Source organism: Fortiea sp. LEGE XX443 (assembly GCF_015206815.1).
Lineage (GTDB): Bacteria > Cyanobacteriota > Cyanobacteriia > Cyanobacteriales > Nostocaceae > Nostoc_B.
In genome coordinates this window covers 22,118-44,456 of record NZ_JADEXZ010000032.1, presented here as the reverse complement: position 1 = coordinate 44,456, position 22,339 = coordinate 22,118, and the positions used below count along the sequence as shown (strand labels likewise).

Genomic DNA, 22,339 nt, shown 5'->3' with positions numbered 1-22,339 from the left:
AAAACCGAATTAATGCAGTGAACTATCCCAGCATTTACATTTCGGAGCAGAACAGTCCCATAAATTTAGTTGGCGAAATGGGACAAGCGGTGCAAATATCCATTCATGCGCCTAGCCAATATATCTGTGCCAACTGCGAACAGATATTACCAGATTGGAAACAGCAACCTTTATTTTGGGTTGTGATTGTCTTACAGCGATCGCAATATCATTTAGTCACAAGTACAAAGGAAATAGAGGCAGAAAAACAAAAGTTACGAGAAAAGTTTATGCGGTACGGCTGCGACGTGGCCTTTTACCTGCGCGATCGCGGCTATCTCACAGACATAATTGATCCCCGCACTGGCTATCCTTTACTTTCGCGTCCTGGTGCAATTCCCCACAATGATACAGCAGTAGTAAAAACATTACTTGGCTATTCAGTAATTAAAAACAAATGCTGTGTACTAGTGCATCCTATTTGGGGTACAGCAGTTTATCCCAGTGTTTTAATATCAGCCGCATCCCCAACACTCATCGAATTAGTGACTAAAGAAATAGCCTCTCAGCATGGCTGGGAAGAACAAATAGAAGTATGAAGTGTGAAGTATGCAAACTCGTTTTATTGACTCTAATCATGAAGGAATATAGGAATAATAATAGTCTTACCTCCTGCCTTCTGCCTTTTGCCTTCTGCCTTCTGCCATAAAACGGCGATACTCCCAAGGATCGATAAATTTAGTATCACTCCAAATCCCCAATTTTTGCTGCTGTGCTAGTGCTTCGGCTTGTTGGACTAACTCTTGACTGGGACATTTATTTAAATAAGGGCGATATACCTTAGCTAAACCTTCTCGCAACAAAACTTCTTGAACAAACGTACCATCTTTCAAGCGAACTTCTGCTACTTTCCTCTCATAGCGATCGCTATCTGTGATCTTCAAAATGACGCGATCGCCTGATTGTTTTACCAATTGCTGCAAGCGTTCCTGTGCTTTTGTACCCCAACTATATTGATTGCGATCGCTGGCGCGTTTACTGTTCCTTTCTTTTTGAGAATGGGGTACTTCTGGCGCATCCATACATGCAAAGCGGACGTTGAATTTGTTACCTTTGGCATCTTTGACAGCCAAAGTGTCACCATCACTCACTCGTTCAACCAAGTCTCCAGAAGCGCCAAAAAATTTCTCACAACTGACTAAAACCAAAACCATGATAGTTGCACTCAGCCAAATGACTACTTGTTTTGTTAGTTTCTGCATTCAACCTCACCTAAATCTGATGAATGATACTATATTTGATTTTTGAAACAGCCGCGGCTGAAGTGACAAAATTGCAAATGGTGATATAGTTACTAAAATCGGTTCTGATGGGGAGCAGCCATCGGACGCAAGGGGGAAAGTCCGGTGTAAATCCGGCGCTGTCCCGCAACTGTAAGCCAAAATTGGGTAAGTCAGGATGCCCGCCGATGAGAACTGATATATTTACATAAATCTGCGAGGTACAGGTTATGAACAGAAAAAAGCAGGTGTTAGTTAGCCTAACCCTGATGGCCGTCATCAGTTTTTATCTAGTAGTTGGTTTACCCAAACCCGCCTATGCCATGCACATTATGGAAGGTTTTTTACCAGTGCAGTGGGCAGTTTTTTGGTGGATTGTGGCATTACCATTTTTTATCTTGGGATTGCGTAATTTGACTCGCGTTACCCAAGCTAACCCGGAATTGAAATTATTGCTGGGGTTGGCTGGTGCTTTTACTTTTGTGTTGTCAGCGTTGAAAATCCCTTCCGTCACAGGTAGCTGTTCTCATCCCACGGGGACAGGGTTAGGTGCGGTGCTGTTTGGCCCCCTGACTATGACGGTTTTAGGTAGTTTAGTATTGTTGTTTCAAGCTTTGTTACTGGCGCATGGCGGTTTAACTACACTGGGTGCAAATGCTTTTTCGATGGCGATCGCTGGCCCTTTCGTGGCTTACTGGATATATAATTTTACAATCAAGTTGGGTAGTAAACCACAAATCGCCATATTTCTAGCAGCAGCGATCGCAGATTTACTCACTTACATTATCACTTCTATCCAACTCGCCCTAGCTTTTCCTGCACCTGTTGGTGGCTTTCTCGCTTCATTTGCCAAATTCGCCGGAATTTTTGCCATAACTCAAGTTCCCTTAGCAATTAGTGAAGGATTGCTAACTGTGTTGGTGTGGAACTGGTTGCAATCTTATAATCCTCAAGAATTGGAATTGTTGAAATTAATCAAGCAGGAGCGTCAAAGCAATGAATCAATCTAAAAAAGGATTGAGTAACTGGCTGTTGGTAGTAGCAGTATTAACTTTAGCAGTTGCACCGTTAATTTTTTTGCGTGGTGCGGAATTTGGCGGTGCTGATGGCAAAGCACAAGAAGTTATTAATGAAATAGAACCAGAATATAAACCTTGGTTCAAATCACTTTTTGAACCAGCTAGTAGTGAAATAGCAAGCTTATTATTTGCTTCGCAAGCTGCCTTAGGTGCAGGAGTAGTTGGTTATGCGATTGGATTGTATAAAGGACGTTCTCAACAACAAAAACATGAAGAATGAGCTTGCAACTAGATACTTTAGCTTACACTAATAGACTGCGAAGATTGCCACCAGAACATAAACTGATTTTTGCATTGACTACCCTTGCTATTTCCCTGGCTACCCATCCATTAGCGCAAATTTTGATAGCGCTTTGGATGTGTGTTTGGACAGTTATTTATGCCAGAATTCCGGCTGGTGTTTATTTCCGTTTGTTATTGTTTACCATACTTTTTTGTTTGACAAGTTTGCCAGCCCTGATGGTGAATGGAGTTGTGATTAATGATTTGCCAAAGGTGCAATTAGATTCGTTATATGGGCTAACTATCGGACACTTCCATATTTATATCAGTCATAGTGGCAGTATCCAAGCATTGGGAATTTTAACTAGAGCATTAGCCTCTGTTTCTTGTCTATATTTTCTCATGTTAACTGTTCCTTTCACAGAAATTTTACAAACTCTGCGTTACTTGCGATTTCCAGTACTTTTAACCGATTTGTTATTACTCATGTATCGGTTTATTTTCATTTTGCTGAACACAGCCAATGAATTGTGGACAGCACAAAATTCCCGTGGTGGCTACCGCACTCTTGCTAGTGGAATGAAAAGTTTAGCATTACTCATTGGACAATTATTACAGCGAACCTTAGAACGATATAGTCAGTTTTCTCTGGGACTAGAAGCACGAGGTTTTGTTGGTGAATTTCGAGTTTGGCATCATCGCCGCTATCGTCCCCAAGCGCGATATATCATCGAAGCAATTTGCGGCTGTATAGGATTAATAGGATTAGAATTTTGGCGGAATGCAGAAATATTTACTCGAATTTGAACAGGTATATTACACCTACCCAGGCTCACAGGAATCGGCTTTAAATGGTCTAACACTGAGAATTCCATCTGGGAAAAGATGTGCTTTGATTGGTCAGAATGGTTGTGGTAAAACGACACTATTTTTATTAGCTAACGGTCTATATAAGCCTGATTCTGGGGTTGTATATTGGCGTAGTGAACCGTTAATTTATAATCGGAATTATCTTTGTAACTTACGACAAAAAGTTGGGCTAATATTTCAAGATCCAGAACAACAATTAGTAGCTTCTACTGTTGAAGAAGATATATCTTACGGTTTATGTAATTTGGGTTTGCCAGTATCCGAAATTAAAGACCGAGTAGCACAAGCACTAGTTGAATTTGAACTAACTAATTTAGCAGAAAGACCAGTACATCATCTGAGTTTAGGACAAAAAAAGCGAGTTTCTATAGCAGATGTGATGGTGTTGCAACCAGAACTATTGGTGTTAGATGAACCTACTGCTTATTTAGATGTTAAACATACTCGTAACTTGATATTAACTCTGCAAAAAATTCATCAAAATGGAACCACTTTAATCATGGCAACCCACGATTTAGATTTAGTTTATCGATGGGCAGATTGGGTTTTTGTCATGGATAAAGGACGATTAGTACTAGAAGGTACACCACAAGATGTATTTAGTCAGCGTAGTTTTTTAGAAAAGTTAGAGTTGGGCGTACCATTGATATATGAAATGTTATTTGATGGGCTATCTGGTGAGGAGGAAGTAGTTATAGAACGAGTGCGACAAAAGTTATTAGAATTATTTCGAGATTTTTCATAATTATATGGGCGACCCTTCTAAATAACTGTGGTTTGCTAAGGTTAGAAGTATCCAACAACTCCCCAGATTGGCAAATGGTTAAAATACAATCAATACCTCCACTGGAAAGTGGCGATCGCCTAACTCGTCCTGAATTTGAACGCCGTTATGCAGCTGCACCCCATATCAAGAAAGCAGAACTGATTGAAGGAATCGTTTACGTGGCATCTCCTTTAAGACATGAACAGCATGGCAAACCCCACAGTCGAGTTATGACTTGGCTAGGAATCTATCAAGCATTAACTCCTGGTGTTGACTTCAGTGATACACCGACAGTCAGACTCGATTTAGATAACGAACCCCAGCCGGATGCGGTGCTGTTTATTGAACCTGCTAGGGGTGGACAAACTCGATTAAGTGATGACGGTTACATTGAAGGATCTCCCGAATTGATTGTGGAAGTTGCGGCTAGTAGTGTAGCAATTGATACAGGCAGCAAAAAGCAGGTTTATCGCCGTAATGGGGTGTTGGAGTATGTAATCTGGCAATCCTACGAGAATCGAATTGAGTGGTTTCGCTTAGTTGATGGTGAGTATCAATTGTTATCTCCGGGTGCAGATGGAATTATTCGTTCTCAGGTATTTCCGGGTTTGTGGTTGGCGGTAGAGGCGCTGTTAAACAATCAGATGGTGCGAGTGTTGGAGGTGGTGCAACTGGGGTTGAAGTCGCCGGAACATAATGCGTTTGTGCAGCAGTTGCAGAAATGAACGAACCACAGAGGCGCAGAGGACGCAGAGAGAAAGACTCCGCGTAACTTTGTCTTGAAAAGTTTCCTACTTAGGGAAACCCTCCTTAGAACTTTTCGCTGCGTTTACCTTAGCAAACCTCTGCGTTGAAAACTCACCGCTTCTCCTCCAGAATAATTGTCGAATCAGCAGAACGCCCAAATTCTTCTGGTGCATATTGTAAATGTGCTTCTGCACCAGGCCATAAGTATGTACCAGGGGTCACAGAACGGACTAAGTAGTGGAGGCTATAAACTCCTGGTTCGAGGTGGTTGGCGTAGGCGATAATGCGATCGCGGTAAATATTTTTATAACCTAGTTCCCAGCTATCGGCTTTGGCTTGCAATGCGGCTGTGGCAGTTTGAAGACTTTGGTCTACTGCTTCAAATCCGGCTGGTAATGGGTCTTTGATTACTAGATGATCGACTGGGCGATCGCAAATTATTTCTAAACCAATATCAAATACTTGTCCACTATCTACAGTTAAGGGTTTATCCAAAGCATATATTCCGGTTTTTTGCAATACTTTTGATTCCCCAATTTTGCTAATTTCTCGTGTGATTCTTAAACCATTAAATCTTCCTGGTTGATTGCCTTGCAAGCGGTAATTATAGGCTACTAAATAATGTAAATTACCCTTGCCAGATTTTTGCAATGTTAAATCATGACGACCACGGGGTAGTTTTTCCATTGGTACATTTAACTGTAAACTAGGATTTTGATAACCATTAAAGCGATTTTCGCCTAACTTTTTACCAGCTAATTGTACAGTTGCTACGAAGTTTGGTGGTGTAGGTTGTAGTTGACTATATTCTACTAAGGCTGTTAATGCTTGAGCGTTATCATAATTAGTTTGCCATGTACCGTGACGACGTAATGTTAACAAACTTTGGAACAGTTTAGCGATAGTTTCGGGTTTACTTTGTTTAGCAATAAATAATCGTAAGGCTTGCGCTTGGGCAGTTGTAGAAGAGTTCATCCAGCCCCAGTTTCGTGGTAAATTAATAATGGCTGTGCGTCCAGTTTCGGAGATATTCTGTTGTAACTGGTTCAACAGTTGTTGCGATTCATTTTGCCATTCGGGGAACTGAGATAAATACCGCGCTAGTTTGATTTGCGTGACGATATCAAAGTTTTGACGTTGTTGATAAATATCTCCCAGGAAGCTATTGCGTTTATCGCCTAATTCTGCTAAAGCAATTAAGGTATTTAATTGTAGTTGATGTTTGCAAAGTTGTTGTTTACAAAAATCGTATTGTCCGGGATTTGCTAAAACTTTTTGCAGGTAAGTTTTCAAGCGCGTAAGTGTTGCAGAATCAAGGAAAGCAGGAAATGTTTGATTAGCTTTGACTAACGATTCGGCAATGTAAGCAGAAATCCAAGGGTCAGATTTTTCTTGTCCTGGATAAGCTGCAAAACCACCATCGGTTATTTGGAGTTTTTGCAGTTGGGTAATAGCTTGGTTTGCTTTTTGGTTAGGGTTAAATTCGGCAAATGTTTGGCTGTATTTTTGTGAGAGAGTTTGCAAATTAGCTGCGATAATTAATTGACTAGCGGCTGGTTCTGCGAAGGGTAAATTATCATCGCCTAAAGTTTGTTTGGCGGGTGTTTTAATTTCCGGTATCAATGTACTGGCGAGTTGAATATCTAAACCGCCAGTTTCAGGGGAAGTATTTTTATCAACATTTAAGGGAATTTTGACTTGTTTGGAAGTTACGCCAGTTTCGACAACTTGTTCAGTTACTTCTAATGCCTTCACTTCTAGTGGAACTTCAAAAGCATCGGCAGCTGTATTATTTAGTTGGGTGGTGAAGCGGACTTTACTTTCACCGACGTTACCTGCAATCATCGGAAAACGATAAGCGCGAGTTGCTGATTCGGCGTTGGTTTGCAATGAAGTTGTTGTAGAATTATTGTCGGCAAACTTGAGTGTACCGTTAAGTTCGCCGTTAATGAAGAGGTTTCCAGTATTTCCGGTGGTGTTGGTGACGGATAAACCTGCGAAGATGCGATCGCCTGGACGGACAAATTGTGGCAAAATGGCATTAGTGAGCAGTGGTTTAGCTGTGATAAATGTCGCGTCACCATTGCCAAAACGTAAGTTTCCATCGGTAGCAACAACCATGACTCGCCATGTTGTTAAGTCGTCTGGTAATTTGAAACTTACCTGCGCCTTACCACTGGCATCGGCTAACACAGAAGCATTGTAGTAAGCTAAAGCTTGAAAATCTGTGCGGACACGCGTACTTGCTGCACCTGGGGAAAAACCACCACCATATCCCCAGCCTTTGGGTTTTGCCACATCTTGCGGTTGTATCACCACATCAGGACGATTATCACTGAAACGGGTAGATATTTGTTGTTCTGCATAAACTGTATCTACCAAGTTTGGCGGACGATAACCAGAAAGTTGCAGCACTGCTTCATTTACCACCATCACTGTAAATTGTCCGGGGATGGGATTATTTTGGTTATCCGTGAGTCCTAATTGTATCGTTTCTACCGCACCAGGTTCAAGAGATGCTTGTAAAGGTGTGACTTCCACTTTTAAATATTTGTCTTGCAAGTTCACCTTGAAAGGTGCAAAACCAATTTTCACAAGTTTATCTAAACTTCCTGTTTCCACTTGATTAAGAGGTGTGCCTTGTCTGACTAATACAGCTTCAACTGCTGCATTAGGTAACATTTCTGGCGTAACTTGAAACTGAATTTGCGGTGCGCCACCCTTCACTTTAGTTACTTGTTGATAAAGTGGTTTGTCTTTGATAACTGCAAAGTACAATTCTGCTTCTGGGTAGGGAGATGGGATTAAAGCAGTGACAACATCGCCAATTCTAAACTCTTTTTTATCTAGTTGCACTTCTAGACGATTTTCATCTTCCGAACTCCAGTATACAGGGTTTTCTCCAGTCGCCCAAATTTGTATATCTGTCGCAGTAAATTCATCTTTTGTATTGCTAAAATTCGCACGAATTCTGTAAGTACCTGATGCTTTTGGGGTGAGAGTTAATATTTTAGGAGTTTCAGCCGACGTAATATCAGTTTGTTCGACTGTTTTATATTCAACTTGATTTTTAGCAGTGCGACTTCCTTCTACTAACTGCGTCACACTACTATATTTCATCTCCTGCAATTCTATATGTACTCGTTGACCTGTGATGGGTTTGCCGTTAGCTTCAGTCACAATCATTTCCACAGGTAAAGCTTTACCACCATCAGCAATGAAGTTACTTTTTAACCCAATTAAACGGTTACTTGGTAAAGCTGTAAAACTTTGGGAATTAGCCACAGATAAATTAGAAACATCTGCGACTTGTACATCAACACGATATGTCATTGGGTAAGGTAAATCCTTCGCTACCGTCACCGTTTGACTAGTTTTCCCACCTGCATCTAACTTAGTCTTGGTTTGCAACACATCACTAGTTACAGATGGACTTTCTTCAGGCCAAAACCATTGTCTACCAAAAATAAATTCTTCCCAACCTTTAGGAACAAAATTAGCTTGCTGACGAGTAATAAAATATTTAGCTTCTCCGGCTTCGACAGGCGCACCAAATAAATAATTACTGGCAGCTTTTGCCTCAATTGTTTCGTTAATCAACGCAAACTCTTTATCTAAATTCAGTTCTACTTTAAAATTCGGTGGCTTAAATTCTGCAACTCGTAACTCACCTGAAATTTCTTGTCCCTTCTTTCCCTTTGCCTGAATTGTGTAATAGCCTAAACGTTGAGTTTTTTGAATTGGTAACTCTAAAGAAAACGTCCCAAACTCATTTGTAGTTTTGCTACCTAAATCTGTTTTCTGTCCGTCGGGATTAACCAAAGTCAATTGATAACTAGCATTTTTATCTTGCTGAATAACTCCATTTTCTAAATAATCAGCAAAACCAGTTAACCAAGCTTTTTCTCCTGGTTGATATAACTGTCTATCCGAAAAAATCACTCCGCGAGATTCTGGTTTACCTGCTTGCCAACCTGCATCAATCCCGTAACCATACACACCACTATATTCTTCAGTTCTTGCAAAAGCCCAATCTTGATTTTCTCGCGCAATGACTAATAATTGTGGCGATTTGACAAATCTTTGATTACCTGCAAAACATTGCTGTAGATTTTCGCGTTGCAGTCTTAAATTACCACTCTCATCAGTTTTACCTGTTGCACAAGGTACAGCATTATCTTGAGATTTTGCCTCCAACTTTGACTGATAAATTTCGATAGCCGCACTCTTCACAGGCGACCCATCACTTAAATAATTGACACGAATTAACCCCGAATCTGGGAACCATTGGCTAAATATACCCAAATTCGTCAATTGTACTAAACCATAAGTTGTTGGTTCGCGCCATAATTCTTTACCATTTTCTTGATATTTATTTGTGCGTGCTTGGACTCCGTAAGCTAACATCCCTGTAGAACTACCAAGCTTTTCTCTTAACGGGACAGTAATATCAACTTGCTGATTTTTCTTCGTTGAGACTTTAGAACTTGCCCATGCACTTGGTTGAGGTAATAAATCCTTACCATTACCTTTAGGATAAGCACCATTAAAATAAACTAAATCTGTGGGTTGAACTACACGATAAGCAGCTTTATATTTAGATTCTGGCAGATTAACTGTAGTAATATTTAATTGTAAATTTTGACTTGATGGGAAAATATGTAAATCTGAAGGAACCCAAATATCACCAGCTAAATCGCCAGTATTGTATTTGAGGCTGACAGGTTTACCCAAAGTCTGCCCAAATTTATCTTTGAGATTTGCACCAATAGTAATTGTATAGTTAGTGGCAGGTGCTAAAGAGTAGGGATTGATAGTCACCACACTCGATTCATCACTCACTTGTAGCATTCGAGAGATATCTTTTGGTGCTGGTTCAATTTTGATATTCTCTTTAACTGAATCTGCAACTAATATGTTGTTAAATTCTAACTGTGGACTACCTTTTAAGAAACGTCCGTAAGTTCCGCCGATATCTGGTTGTCCGTAAAAGTTAATTTTTTGAAATGCTAAAGGTGAATAAGTCGTTACCTTGCTGACAAACTCTTGTTGTGTTGGTAAATTACCATAATCTGGTAATATGCCTGGAGAAAATACAAGGCGATAGTTAGTTGCTTTTTCTAAACCTTGCTGCGGGAAAAGATTATAAACCCAATTGCGTGTTGAAGAGTCAAATTTCTCTAAAGGATCTTCACCTGTTGATGGCTTTTCAGCTTGTGCTAATTCTACCTTAAATTTGACCCCTTGATTTTTACCTTCAGACAGCAATTGTAAATGCTCTTGTACAGAAGCTAACTTTAATTCTACATTAGAGGTGAATTGCAGCTTTTGTTGTAAATCAATTGGTTGAACTTCTGCTTTTTCTACAGGATTAACACCGGGTAAATTAGTCAGCTTAATCGGTTCAGTATTGAAAGTCCAAGCTAAATCTTGATTTAACTTATGATTTTTTAAATCTGCTAAACCAGCCTTGAGTGTAACTTTAAATCTTGTCGCTTGTGGCAATGCTTTATCGGCTTGAAAGCCTACCATCCGCGGTGTTAAAAAGCGAAACTGTCCGGGTAAAGGCGGCCAAAGTACAAATTGTTGTAGTAACTTTTGCTGTTCTGGACTGTCAAGACTTTCGATAGGAATTAAAGCTTCCTTAAAACGAATCCGAATTTGGTTGAGAGGTTTTGCATCGCCAAGCGGGCTAATTTGTTCTATCCAGTCTGGTAACTTTGGGGGTGTGAGTTGTGAGACAGAGGGTAATGGTTCCTTACTTGGAGATATACCCAGTAAATTACAGCCGCTAATACCAAATATAAATGTCAGAGTAATAAATATTGTAAGGAAGTTTTTTTTAATCATATTTAATAAAGATCAATCTCTTTTTACTTTGCGCTCTTTGTGTCCTTTGCGGTTCATAAAAAAAAGTTTCATTATCTTAGACCAAAATATCATTAAATATTATTTTGATAAACGAACCGCAAAGAGCGCGTATACACGAAGTGGCTTCCCGAAGGGTAGGACACAAAGAAAGAAAACAAAGAGGAACTCGGTACACAATGGATAACCAATTTATTGTAATTATTCCCAAAAATCACTACAATTCTTAATTTACACTGGTAAAAATTGTTAAGTGTTTGAGACAATTCCCCATATAACGATCGCCGCCGCGCCAAAATTAGGGTAAGTTGTACTATACAGGCGTTCTCTGATGAGATTAAGTAGGCGATCGCTCATCCAAAAATCAAAGTTTATCTTAGCCGTAGTCTTGATATGCTTAGTAGTGCGCCTACTTCCTTATTTTGCACCTATCCACACCACAGATATACAGCAAAATCAATTAGCCTTGGAATTTAGCGATCGCCATCAGTTACCATTAGGAACAATCCTCACCCGTGACCAAGAACATACGGCAGTTATACCACTCAATCAAGTTTCACCTTTATTTATCAAGGCCATTTTAGCCGCCGAAGATAGCAGCTTTTATCATCATGGCGCGTTGGATATGAAAGCTATTATCCGCGCTATCAATGCAGCCATTCAACACAAACGTATTGTCTCTGGTGCTTCTACAATTACCATGCAGTTGGCGCGGATGTTAGAACAGTCCCCGCGTAACTTATCTGGTAAATTACAAGAAATTTGGTTATCTTGGCGGTTAGTTGCGGGGATGAATAAAGATGAAATTCTGGCTGCATATATCAATAGATTACCAATGGGCGGGAACATATATGGTGTAGAAGCCGCATCCCGCACTTATTTTTCTATCCCAGCCAGTGATTTAAATCTTGCACAAGCCAGTCTCTTTGCGGCTATTCCCAATAATCCCACTTACTTTGACCCGCTACAACATTGGGATAGGTTAAAACAACGCCAAAAATATGTCCTCAACCGCATGATACAGGATGGCTATATTACTCCACAAATATCAGAGAAAACCCAAACTGAAAAAGTTGTCTTCCAGTCTCGTAAACGCGGAATTATCGCCGCACCTCATTTCTTGTTTTGGTTAGCAACTCAACTATCAGATGAAAAATCTCCTATCCCTACCACTATAGATAAGCCATTACAACAATTTGTCGAAGCACAAACACAGCAAGTTCTTGCTACCCTCACATCTCACAACGTCCACGATGCAGCTGCTTTAGTAATTAATAACCACACTGGCGAAGTTTTAGCTTACGTCGGTTCACCAGATTATTTCAACGAAGCAAAACTCGGACGTAACGACGGAGTACAGGCGCTACGTCAACCAGGTTCTACCCTCAAACCATTTGTATATGAGTTGGCGTTAGAAAAAAAACTGATTCGCCCAAACACTATTTTGGCAGATGTACCCACCCACTATGCTATTCCCGGTGCGAAACTTTATAGCCCCACAGATTATACCCAAAAGTTTCTCGGCCCAGTACGCGTGCGAATAGCTTTAGCCAATTCCCTAAATATACCAGCCGTGCGCGTCTTAGAAAAAATTGGCGTGCCAACTTTTTTAGAACATCTGCGTAAATTAGGATTTGTACACCTTAATCAAACTCCAGAATATTACGGTTTGGGTTTGACTCTCGGTAGTGGCGAAGTCAGTCTTTGGGAATTAGCAACAGCTTACGTCACAATGGCTAGACAAGGACAAGCCACACCACTTATAGCTACAGTTACCAATTCTCCAATCCAAAATTCAAAATCTAAAATCCAAAATTCGACAACATGGCAACTCGTCACCGATATACTGAGCGATCGCCATGCGCGTGCAACCGCTTTTGGTGTAGACTCAGTATTAAACTTGCCCTTCCCCGTCGCTGTCAAAACGGGTACTTCCTCCAACTTTCGAGATACTTGGACTGTTGGCTTCACCAGCGATTACACCGTTGCTACTTGGGTAGGGAATTTCAACGGCGAACCGATGCGTCAGGTTTCGGGAGTCATGGGTGCAGCACCTTTATGGAACCGCATCATATTACATCTGCACGAAAATCAAGAACCCGCAGATTTCACACTTCCCCAAGGATTAATTAAACTACCTATATGTGCAGTTTCTGGTTTACGCCCGTCATCAGATTGTACTTCTGTAGTGCAAGAGTACTTCTATCCAGAAGACAAAATCGCCTACGAAACTCAGACAAACTTTAATTTACCGCCAGAATATGATGAGTGGTTAGCAAAGCAGCAATCAAATTTCGTTTCTAGCAATTTGAGAATTGTTTCTCCCCACAATGGCGATTTATTCTTAATATATCCCGGCGCAGAAGCACAGCAAAAATTAGAATTTAAACTCACAGGAAATCAATCTACATCTGTCGAATGGTGGTTGAACGGTGAACAACTTGATACACAATCAACTAATTTATTTTGGTATTTGCGTCCTGGTAACTGGATATTAGAAGCGCGAAGTGGCGAAATGCGTGATAAAATAAATTTCCAAGTTGAGTTAGCCAAGATTAAACCAACACGCCGAGGTTTTTCTGTTGTTAATTCTCAAGTGAAAAGCGTATCTACGCAGCTTAGCTTTTCTCATTAACTATATCTAGCCAGTTGCCAATATTACCAGCCTACGAAATTGCTCAAATTGTTATCCATGCGGTTAATGAAGTTATCTGACATCAGCATGAACCAATTAATAAAAAACAGCAATATAGTTTGATAATTGCAATTATCATTTCTAACCTTTAACTAGATTTTCTCTATCTTTTATCAGAGGATACTATTTTCATAATCATCACAATAGATAGATATATTTCCTACTTGAAAAAATATTCAACATTTATGGATACTTAGTTATTGCCATGACAGGTAATACCAATTCACAATTCGCAATGACGCTCTCTACGAGACGCTAAAAGCATAGACTTCGGCGTGATACCGTTTCACTTTAAGTTTGATACAAGTAGGTCGCAGGGGGGCAGGGGGTAGGGAGCAGAGGGAAAGAATTAAAAACCATTAATTTGTATCAAGATTTTCGTGAATTGGTATGAGTTCAGTCGAACGCTTGCTTCTCCGCAGGAGTTCGCGGACTCGCTAACGCAATTAAAAAAATTAGATGCAGTGAAGCTTTCAGGCTTTAGATTTGTATCATATTTTTCGTGAATTGGTATAACACCAGCGTTATTTCCTATTAGTTATTTTCGCCAACTATCAAAAGTTAGATTAATTATATTGGCAAGCAATTTATTCAATTTTCAAACTATCAAACTACAGTTGCCAACAATTATCTAACCGGTTTAGTTGAATAAATTGTAGTCGTTTGAACAAGTGAGGAAGTACGATTGCCATGTCTTCATCAAATACTTTTGAACAGCAGCAACCAGAAATTCAAACTTCTCCCAGTTTCGAGTTTTGGAGACAAGTAGGATTAATCACTGGTGGTACTCTCTTATCAACCACTATGCTGACAAGTTGTGTTGTGGCTGGAGGGCTGCTTGGTTTAGCCATTAGTTTTCGTAACTTGCCAAATGTCAGACAAATACAAAACTTATTACCAGCAGAAACAACTTACATTTATGATATCAAAGGCAAATTATTGGTGGGTATACATGGTGAAGCTAACAGAAAATTCGTATCACTAGATAAAATTTCCCCAAATTTAAAACGAGCAGTCTTAGCCAGTGAAGATAGTTATTTCTATCACCACCACGGTATTGATCCTGGCGGTATCGGACGTGCTGCGGTAGTCAACTGGAAAGCAGGTGGTGTAAAAGAGGGAGGTTCTACAATCACCATGCAACTGGTGAAAAATCTGTTTCTATCTAACAGGCGTGCTTTTACACGCAAAGTAGCAGAAGCGATATTAGCAATTCGTGTAGAACAACTTCTCACTAAAGATCGGATTTTAGAAATGTACCTCAATGAAGTTTATTGGGGTCATAATAACTATGGTGCGGAAACGGCAGCACGCACTTACTTTGACAAATCAGCAGAAAATTTGACTTTGGCCGAGTCAGCAATGATGGCGAGTTTAGTTCAGGCTCCAGAACAATTTAGCCCTTTTGTGAATATAAATTTGGCCAAGCAAAAACAAAAATTAGTGCTGGAAAGGATGCTGAAATTGAAATGGATTACCCAGCAAGAGTACGATAATGCCATTAACCAAGAAATTAAACTTGGCAAAATCAGGTCATTTCAACCTAGTAGCCTTCCTTATGTCACCAATACTGTGGCACAAGAACTGATTAAAAAGTTTGGGCATGATGCAGTCATCAAAGGCGGAATGCGGGTGCAAACCACCGTAGATGCAGACTTTCAAATGATGGCAGAAAAAACTATCAAAAAGTGGCATAAAACCCTTGAAAGTCGAGGGTTAAAGAAAAATCAAATGGCTTTAATAGCAATTGATCCACGCACACAGTTTATCAAAGCATTAGTGGGTGGTGTAGACTCGAAAACTAGCGAGTTTAACAGAGCAACTCAAGCCCTCCGCCAGCCTGGTTCTGCTTTTAAGCCGTTTGTTTACTATGCTGCTTTTGCTAGTGGTAAGTTTACACCAGATACAACGGTTTTAGATACCCCAGTCAGCTACCCTGATAGTAATACTCGGTACTCTCCACGTAACTACGATAATACTTTTAAGGGTGCAATACCGATTCGTACTGCCTTAGCATTATCTCGCAATGTCCCTGCTGTCAAGCTTGGTCAAGCTGTGGGCATTAATAAAGTCATCGCAACTTCGCGCACTTTGGGAATTATGAGTCCAATGGAACCTGTAACTTCTTTACCACTAGGTGCGATCGGTGTAACACCACTCGAAATGGCTAGTGCTTATGCGACTTTTGCTAGTTATGGCTGGCGATCGCCTCCAACACTCATTGCTCGTGTCACTGACAGTCGTGGCAATGTATTACTTGATAATACCCCTAAACCTCGTCTAGTTCTTGACCCTTGGGCATCAGCCGCAGTTGTAGATGTGATGCAAACGGCAGTTAAACAAGGAACTGGTAGAGGCGCAATTATAGATCGTCCAGTGGCTGGCAAAACCGGGACAACTTCTTCAGAAAAGGATATTTGGTTTATTGGTTCAGTACCACAGTTAACAACTGCCATTTGGGTAGGGAGAGATGACAACACACAATTGGTTCGCGGTGCGACAGGTGGAGGGATGGTTACTCCCATCTGGCGCGATTTTATGCTGAAGGCTCTTAAAGGTGTACCAGTGGAGAATTTCAAAACGCCTTCTAAGTTTTCTCGACCTAAGCCAATTAAAAATACTAAAAATTAAGTATTGGAGGAAGTCGGTAATATACTTAGCTAGGAAAAAGCGTGTGTACATTAGCATGTCTATGCTAGTACTATATTTTTATACCTTGCGATCGCCTAACTAAACTTAATAATACCTCTTCAGAAATTTGCTGTTTTGAAATTGATGATTTAAATTAGTGCTGAGTTTTGAGAAAATAATCATCAATGACTACTTTAACTACAGAAAATCAAAAATCTACGCAGAAAAAACAGCAGTCTTTTCCGCGCATGGATATTGGTACGCCGAAAGTTCCACTCCGCAAAACCAAAAAAATTAAGCAAGAACATGAGTTACTCAGTGATTGGGAACACGCTAGTTAATCAATCGCTACTGGGAACTCCACTGACACAATTGAGAGACTGGTGTCATGCGAGGGCGATTGTATTGGTAAAATCCCTGAAGATTTAGTGAAGCCTTGCGGTACAAAATCCACTTAGCACCATCCTCGTCAGCATTAATGGTATTGAGGATATTACCCTGACTAAGTGTTAAATGTCCTTCTGAATCCCACTTAAATTCAGCAGGTTCAGGTGTATTTTTTAACTGAAGATTATCCCACACTATAGCTAAACCTTCACCAGTAATGCGTTCCACTCTGGGGTTGCTGTAGGCATCGCCATCTACTATCCCACGAACACAAATAAATTGATCAGAGTGGGGATAGCCATAATAGCCATTAACACGATTTCCATTTTTACTAAAATTAAAACAAACTCCAGCGCCATCGCGCCAATCTTTGGGATCAGGTTGACTACAAAGCTGGTAGTTACCATTTGCTAAACTGGCAATATTTACTGGTTGATTTGCAAGCCGAAAGTTTTGAGCAAGAAGAGATTTATTGGAAACTAGCGAACCTGCTAATAACGTTGCACAGATTCCAGCCAGTGGTAAGAAATTGCTCATTTTCAGCATAATCTCACCTATAAATTTCTGAGAGACTGGCTTTTCTTTACACGGCTGGAGCCGCATAAACTATCATTAAAAGTAGTAGTGCTAAAATCAGTGCGGCAAGTTTAACAATGAGGTAAGTTGTAGGGTCAGAGAGTGGAAAATCGTTAAACATAGGACACCTCCATTTGCTATCTTGGCAAAGGCACTTGAGGCGCTGAACTTTGTTTTTTGTTGAGAAACAGAGGTTAATTTTCTATCTAGCCTTTGCTTCCTACATTTATAATTTTCCCTCAAAATACTATGAATGGAGCCTTTATGTAATTATAGGTAACATTTCTGTCCATATATACTTTGTAGGTAGGGTAGGCATTTTGCCCACCCAATTAATCCAATTAAAAAACTTAGTTATCTTCTACATCAATCCAAATACTGCCTTCTTCCACGCGCACAGGAAAAACCGGTAGTGTTTTTTGTTGTGAAATCATTGACAATACTTTACCGATTCCAGGTGGCCAGGGACACCAATTATTTACCTGTCCGGTACGTAAATCAAAGGCGCTGCGATGAGTCGGACAAACGATCGCGCCATCCTCAATTTTACCACCCTTGAGAGGTAATTTTAAATGAGGGCAAACATTATCCACCGCATATAATTCATTTTGGTGATTTAATAAGAGAATTTTTCGCTTGCCAACATTCACAACTTCTCTAGCACCAGGGGTAAGTGCATCAGCAGCAATAACTTTAGTCCAGCCCATTAGGTTCTCCTTGTTTAATGGATCTGTTTTCAGTTTCCCGCAATTGTGACCCTAGTGCGTATTGGTGCGATTATGATTGTCAATATGGTGCGATCGTCGTTCGCGCAGCGTCTCGTAGAGAAGACGTTGCCGAAGGCATAGCTTAAATTCAAGCCTTATAGTATAACATATAGTAGGCAATATATTAACTTTAAACTATTTTACAAAGGTCGTAAAAAATGAGTCGTATAAATCCCTACACCCTACAAATGCAGATTACTCGGATGTTTGACCAAGGGCAATCATTTTTTGCTACAACCAAAGTCCAGGAATGGCTTAAAGAACGCAATCAAAATCCATTAGATTACGATATAATTTTCCATCAAAAACCTGCTCCTCCTGGTTCCAAAGAAGTCATAGCAGTGGAAATTGAATTGCGTCGTAAAGATGGACAACCTGTAGATTCTTGGTTACAAGAACAAGCTAATCTTCATGCGTAATTTTGTTGAGATGATTAGCATTATCTGTAGGGTGGGCAAAACTTTGCCCACCTAATTTATTTAATGATGATGGTGGTGGTGATGATGTTCAGTAATGTGGGGATTAACTGCTAAAGCTTCCTCTGACAACAACTCTGCAATATGAGGATTTGCCCATTCTGCGGCCATTACCAAAAATTTTTCATTGTCGTTAACACAAGCCATCTGCACATAATTCACATTGGAATATTGCTTTTCTAAAGCATGAATAATGTGGTGGACATCTAACAGAGTTTCGTGGTTTTCTGTAGCAAAACCAATGGGCATGAATATTACTATTTTCGCACCTAATTGAATTAAGTTTTTGGCAGCTTGTTCGGCGTTTGGCTGTGTCCAGTCAATCAGAGGTGTATCGTGATTCAACCAACCCACCGAAATTAAGGGATAGTGGTTAATCAATTTATCTCTAACTAAATCGTATAGTGCTTGACTTTCAGTAATCCCAGATGTGAAGCCTTTAGCTTTGTGAGGACAACCGTGATTCATTAACACGATACCGATTTGAGAAGGTAGGTAAGTTGCGGCTAAGTCAGCGTTGATTTTCTCCTCAACCAGATGCGCCATCAAATCAATGTAGGCTGGTTCGTTATAGAAGGAAGGAATGTAACGCTGTCCTTTAACCCAATGTTCTTCGCCACCAGCCATCTCAGATAGCGCATTATTAACTTGCTCGATCGCAATTCCACTTGTAAAAATCGAATCTACAACCAACAATGGGTAAATTAGCAGCTTGTCAAACCCTTGGTTGTGGATTTCTGCTAAAACTTGCTTGGGAAGAAACGGCGCACAGAAGTTAAAAGCTTTGAAAACTTGAATGCGATCGCCCCACTTAGCCTGTAAATTCTGCTCAATTCCGGCTCGTTGCTGTTCAAATATGGCGTTGTGTGGTGAAATGAAATCGTGGTGTGTATGACCCCATTCATGGCGATCAAATAACGCCAAAAGCTTTGCTAGGGGAGGGTAAATCCAAGTTGGGACTGGTGCGAATTTTGCTGTCAGTAAATTTAAAGCCTGTTCGTTATAATTGGCGAAATCTTCGTAGCTTTCGACTTCACCATAACCCATGAGCAATACAGCTACACGATCTTGACTTGGTAGATGCTCGTGGGTAGATTGCAGTTTTTCTGGCGTAGCAACCACAGTAAATTCCTCGATAGAAATCAGAGTAAGGAGCAAAACGAGCTAAGTAGTAGCTCTATTATTCTCTGAATCATAAGTCATTATCCCTTCCAGGGGGATAGGATCACCAGAAAATTAATAACAATACTTCAAAAGACATACTTAACGCGATGTGTGACTTATTCTTGAAACCCCTCTCCAAACCTCTCACGCCAGTTGCTACAACGAGGGGAACCCCCGCAACGCACTGGCTCCCCTGCCAGGAGAGAGGCTTTAATTATTACTCCCCTTCCCGGCAAGGGAAGGGGTTGGGGGTTAGGTTTGAGAGAAAGTTGCACACGGCGTTACTTAGGGTTACGACTGGATAATGAGTATGGCAAAATATTTTTTTAGTATCATAGAGAAAATACTTAAATTGTAACTAAACGAAAATTTCACGAAATTTCGATATTAAAGTAGCTTCTACAGCTTTTAATATACGTATAAATACTTAACTTAAAAGTCTACTTAAATACAAAAAACACAATAATCAGAGCGTGAAAGTTGTTATGACCTAAAGATAAATGAGGATCATTGTTTGCCCTGGAATCCATGAGCCAGAATTAACTGACAGCTTTATTTCAGACTGGTTAGATGTAGGCGCTGATAGCTCAAGCAGTCAAAATATAGCCAAGACAATGGTTTTTCCGGGACGAGGTGTTTTGGCTTTATCCGCGCCTCACATTATGCAGTTTTTGAGCGATCGCCTCCCCAATCCCCAAGACTCACCAGTTATATTTATTAGCTTCAGTGCGGGAGTGCTAGGAGCAATAGTCGCCGCATGGAATTGGCAAATCTTAGGAGGACAAGTCAAAGCCTTTATTGCTATAGATGGGTGGGGTGTGCCTTTATGGGGCAATTTTCCCATTCATCGCCTGAGCCACGATTATTTTACACATTGGAGTTCCTCGTTACTGGGTAGTGGGCATAATAATTTTTACGCAGAACCAGCAGTAGACCATCTATCTATGTGGCGATCGCCCCAAACTGTGCAAGGTTGGTGGGTAGACTCTTATTGTGGGTTTTCTTCCCAACAAATGCGCTTGACTGCTGCCGAGTTTTTGCATTTATTGGTAAAACGCTATGAATAAAAATACTCCGGAAAACAGTACAGGCAAACAGGAGTGAGAAATAGAAGAAACAAGAGGCAGGATGAGAAATCCCCCTGCTCCCCTGCTCCCTGCTCCCCTGCTTCCTAACTGCCCCATCTACCCTAGTCGTTATCACTAAGTAACTGATGTTTCCAACTGAACCTGCTGCTATTAATAATGGGTTTAGCGCACTGCTAAAAAACCGTAGTTTCATGCTCCTGTGGATTGGACTGTTATTGTCCCAGTTAGGAGATAAAGTTTTCTTTGTGTTAATGATTGCTTTATTAGAAAACTACTCACCGCCACCAGGGTTAGCAGAAAACTCGATGTACTCGACTTTGATGGTGGCATTCACATTACCAGCAATTTTATTTGGTTCTGCTGGGGGCATTTTTGTAGATCGCTTTTCTAAAAAGCTGGTGTTAGTCGGTTCTAACCTTGTACAAGCCATACTGACACTGCTAATCGCATTTTTGCCACAGAATTTCTTCATTTTACTGATCTTGACCTTTGCGATTTCCACATTGGCGCAGTTTTTTGCACCAGCAGAACAAGCGGCGATTCCGGTTTTAGTCCGCAAAGAAAATTTTATGGCGGCCAATGCGCTTTATAGCAGTACCATGATGGGAGCTTTGATTGTTGGTTTTGCAATCGGAGAACCAATACTAAGTTTGGCAAAAACCGCTTTTGGTGAAAACTCTGGACAAGAAATAGTAGTAGGCGGTTTATACCTCTTGTCTAGCTTGGCAATACAACCGATTAATTTTAGAAGCGAACACACCTCAACAAACGATATTCGCTCATTAATTAATCCGGCAGCCGATTTTAAAGAAGGTGTGCGTTATCTCAAGAAAAATCGCTTAATCTTGAATGCCATGCTGCAATTAACCACTTTGTATTGCGTATTCGCAGCATTAATGGTGTTGGCAATTAGATTAGCCGCCGATTTTGGCCTAAAAGAACAACAATTTGGCTTTTTCTTGGCAGCAGCAGGGGTAGGGATGGTCAGTGGTGCAGGTATATTAGGTCACTGGGGTGATAAATTGCATCATAAGCCCTTACCTTTAATAGGATTTTTGGCAATGGCGATCGTTTTGGGTGTATTCACATTTACCCATAATTTATTCTTAGCCTTGGGACTGTGTGCATTGTTAGGCATAGGCGCTTCTTTAATTGGCGTACCCATGCAAACCTTAATTCAACAGCAAACACCGCCAAGCATGTATGGCAAAGTATTTGGGTTTCAAAACCACGCTGTCAACATTGCTTTATCAGTACCTTTAGCCATTACTGGCCCATTAACTGACTTTCTCGGCTTACGTGTTGTCTTAGTCGGTATGAGCATTGTTGTGGCTACTGTTGGGGTTTGGGCGTGGCAAAACACCCGCCGAGTTCTCCAAGATGTGATTTAATTAGCCGCCTCACACTGGTTGAGTTGTTTATGATGGAAGATAGTCAGTTTTACCTCTGTGTTCTCTGCGCTACGCCAGTTTGCTCAAGTCGGGAAACCCTTTCGGCAGTCGCTCATGGGAGAAACCCCCAAGACCGCGCTACCTCACCACACAACTGGCTCCTCTGTGGTTTAATAATTTTTCTCAAACTTAGCCTAAAACGATTTTCAAAAATAGCGATCGCCAACAGATTTATTTACTTATTACTTCTATCCTCTGACTTATATTTAAAATTTATAAGCATTTAATCTAACTTTTCAATTAAAATGAAATCTTAACTACAGAATTTCAGCGTTAACTTAGCTATTATCTGA

Annotated in this window: 18 protein-coding genes and 1 riboswitch; of the genes, 13 read left to right on the top strand and 5 right to left on the bottom strand. The window is 40.5% G+C overall.

The annotated features are described in order from the left end of the window. Positions 1-77: 77 nt before the first annotated feature. Complete coding sequence (locus IQ259_RS13945) at positions 78-578, top strand: methylmalonic aciduria and homocystinuria type D protein (RefSeq protein ID WP_193885687.1); 501 nt, start codon at positions 78-80, stop codon at positions 576-578. 66 nt (positions 579-644) lie between these two features. On the opposite strand, the gene IQ259_RS13940 is transcribed toward IQ259_RS13945, so the two are convergent. After that, positions 645-1,241, bottom strand: coding sequence for a thermonuclease family protein (locus IQ259_RS13940; protein WP_193885664.1), 597 nt, complete (start codon positions 1,239-1,241; stop codon positions 645-647). An 82-nt stretch (positions 1,242-1,323) separates the two neighbouring features. After that, positions 1,324-1,464: riboswitch (cobalamin riboswitch) on the top strand. A 25-nt stretch (positions 1,465-1,489) separates the two neighbouring features. On the opposite strand from IQ259_RS13940, the gene IQ259_RS13935 reads away from it, so the two are divergent. The 5 genes from IQ259_RS13935 (at position 1,490) to IQ259_RS13915 (ending at position 4,921) form a co-directional block, all read left to right on the top strand. Then, positions 1,490-2,269, top strand: a complete 780-nt coding sequence (locus tag IQ259_RS13935; RefSeq protein WP_193885662.1) for an energy-coupling factor ABC transporter permease — start codon at positions 1,490-1,492, stop codon at positions 2,267-2,269. Then, positions 2,256-2,558: an energy-coupling factor ABC transporter substrate-binding protein gene (locus IQ259_RS13930; protein ID WP_193885660.1), complete on the top strand. Its 303-nt coding sequence runs from the start codon at positions 2,256-2,258 to the stop codon at positions 2,556-2,558. Before IQ259_RS13935 ends, IQ259_RS13930 begins: the two co-directional genes overlap by 14 nt. Beyond that, positions 2,555-3,367, top strand: coding sequence for a cobalt ECF transporter T component CbiQ (cbiQ, locus tag IQ259_RS13925; protein WP_193885658.1), 813 nt, complete (start codon positions 2,555-2,557; stop codon positions 3,365-3,367). The genes IQ259_RS13930 and cbiQ overlap by 4 nt, the downstream gene beginning before the upstream one ends. Beyond that, entirely contained in the window at positions 3,342-4,175 is an 834-nt protein-coding gene (locus IQ259_RS13920; RefSeq protein WP_193885656.1) for an energy-coupling factor ABC transporter ATP-binding protein, read from the top strand. Before cbiQ ends, IQ259_RS13920 begins: the two co-directional genes overlap by 26 nt. Positions 4,176-4,249: 74 nt before the next feature. Then, complete coding sequence (locus IQ259_RS13915; RefSeq protein ID WP_193885654.1) at positions 4,250-4,921, top strand: Uma2 family endonuclease; 672 nt, start codon at positions 4,250-4,252, stop codon at positions 4,919-4,921. Between the two features lie 133 nt (positions 4,922-5,054). Here the strand turns inward: IQ259_RS13915 and IQ259_RS13910 are convergent, their stop codons facing one another. Then, a complete protein-coding gene (locus IQ259_RS13910; RefSeq protein WP_193885653.1) occupies positions 5,055-10,793 on the bottom strand; it encodes an alpha-2-macroglobulin in 5,739 nt (1,912 codons plus the stop codon). Positions 10,794-11,142: 349 nt separating this feature from the next. Between IQ259_RS13910 and pbpC the strand changes: the two genes are divergently transcribed. The 3 genes from pbpC to IQ259_RS13895 all read left to right on the top strand — a co-directional run bounded on the left by pbpC (position 11,143) and on the right by IQ259_RS13895 (position 16,478). Then, positions 11,143-13,446: a penicillin-binding protein 1C gene (gene pbpC / locus IQ259_RS13905; RefSeq protein ID WP_193885651.1), complete on the top strand. Its 2,304-nt coding sequence runs from the start codon at positions 11,143-11,145 to the stop codon at positions 13,444-13,446. Positions 13,447-14,196: 750 nt separating this feature from the next. Beyond that, positions 14,197-16,137 (top strand): transglycosylase domain-containing protein, encoded by a 1,941-nt coding sequence (locus tag IQ259_RS13900; RefSeq protein ID WP_193885649.1) that lies wholly within the window; start codon positions 14,197-14,199, stop codon positions 16,135-16,137. A 185-nt stretch (positions 16,138-16,322) separates the two neighbouring features. After that, a complete protein-coding gene (locus IQ259_RS13895) occupies positions 16,323-16,478 on the top strand; it encodes a hypothetical protein (RefSeq protein ID WP_193885647.1) in 156 nt (51 codons plus the stop codon). 7 nt (positions 16,479-16,485) lie between these two features. On the opposite strand, the gene IQ259_RS13890 is transcribed toward IQ259_RS13895, so the two are convergent. Beyond that, positions 16,486-17,070, bottom strand: a complete 585-nt coding sequence (locus IQ259_RS13890; RefSeq protein ID WP_193885645.1) for a hypothetical protein — start codon at positions 17,068-17,070, stop codon at positions 16,486-16,488. Positions 17,071-17,450: 380 nt separating this feature from the next. Further along, on the bottom strand, positions 17,451-17,807 hold the full coding sequence (locus tag IQ259_RS13885) for a Rieske (2Fe-2S) protein (protein WP_193885643.1): 357 nt from the start codon (positions 17,805-17,807) through the stop codon (positions 17,451-17,453). A 17-nt stretch (positions 17,808-17,824) separates the two neighbouring features. On the opposite strand from IQ259_RS13885, the gene IQ259_RS27575 reads away from it, so the two are divergent. Both IQ259_RS27575 and IQ259_RS13880 read left to right on the top strand, forming a co-directional pair. Then, positions 17,825-17,953 carry a hypothetical protein gene (locus tag IQ259_RS27575; RefSeq protein ID WP_255525382.1) on the top strand — a complete coding sequence of 43 codons (129 nt, stop codon included), beginning with the start codon at positions 17,825-17,827 and terminating at the stop codon, positions 17,951-17,953. A 72-nt stretch (positions 17,954-18,025) separates the two neighbouring features. Beyond that, positions 18,026-18,286, top strand: coding sequence for a hypothetical protein (locus IQ259_RS13880; RefSeq protein ID WP_193885641.1), 261 nt, complete (start codon positions 18,026-18,028; stop codon positions 18,284-18,286). A 60-nt stretch (positions 18,287-18,346) separates the two neighbouring features. Here the strand turns inward: IQ259_RS13880 and IQ259_RS13875 are convergent, their stop codons facing one another. Then, positions 18,347-19,465, bottom strand: a complete 1,119-nt coding sequence (locus tag IQ259_RS13875; RefSeq protein ID WP_193885639.1) for a ferrochelatase — start codon at positions 19,463-19,465, stop codon at positions 18,347-18,349. 542 nt (positions 19,466-20,007) lie between these two features. Here IQ259_RS13875 and IQ259_RS13870 point away from each other — a divergent pair. Further along, positions 20,008-20,574, top strand: coding sequence for a hypothetical protein (locus IQ259_RS13870; RefSeq protein ID WP_193885638.1), 567 nt, complete (start codon positions 20,008-20,010; stop codon positions 20,572-20,574). 146 nt (positions 20,575-20,720) lie between these two features. Continuing rightward, positions 20,721-21,986, top strand: coding sequence for an MFS transporter (locus tag IQ259_RS13865; protein WP_193885636.1), 1,266 nt, complete (start codon positions 20,721-20,723; stop codon positions 21,984-21,986). The last annotated feature ends 353 nt before the right edge of the window (positions 21,987-22,339 follow it).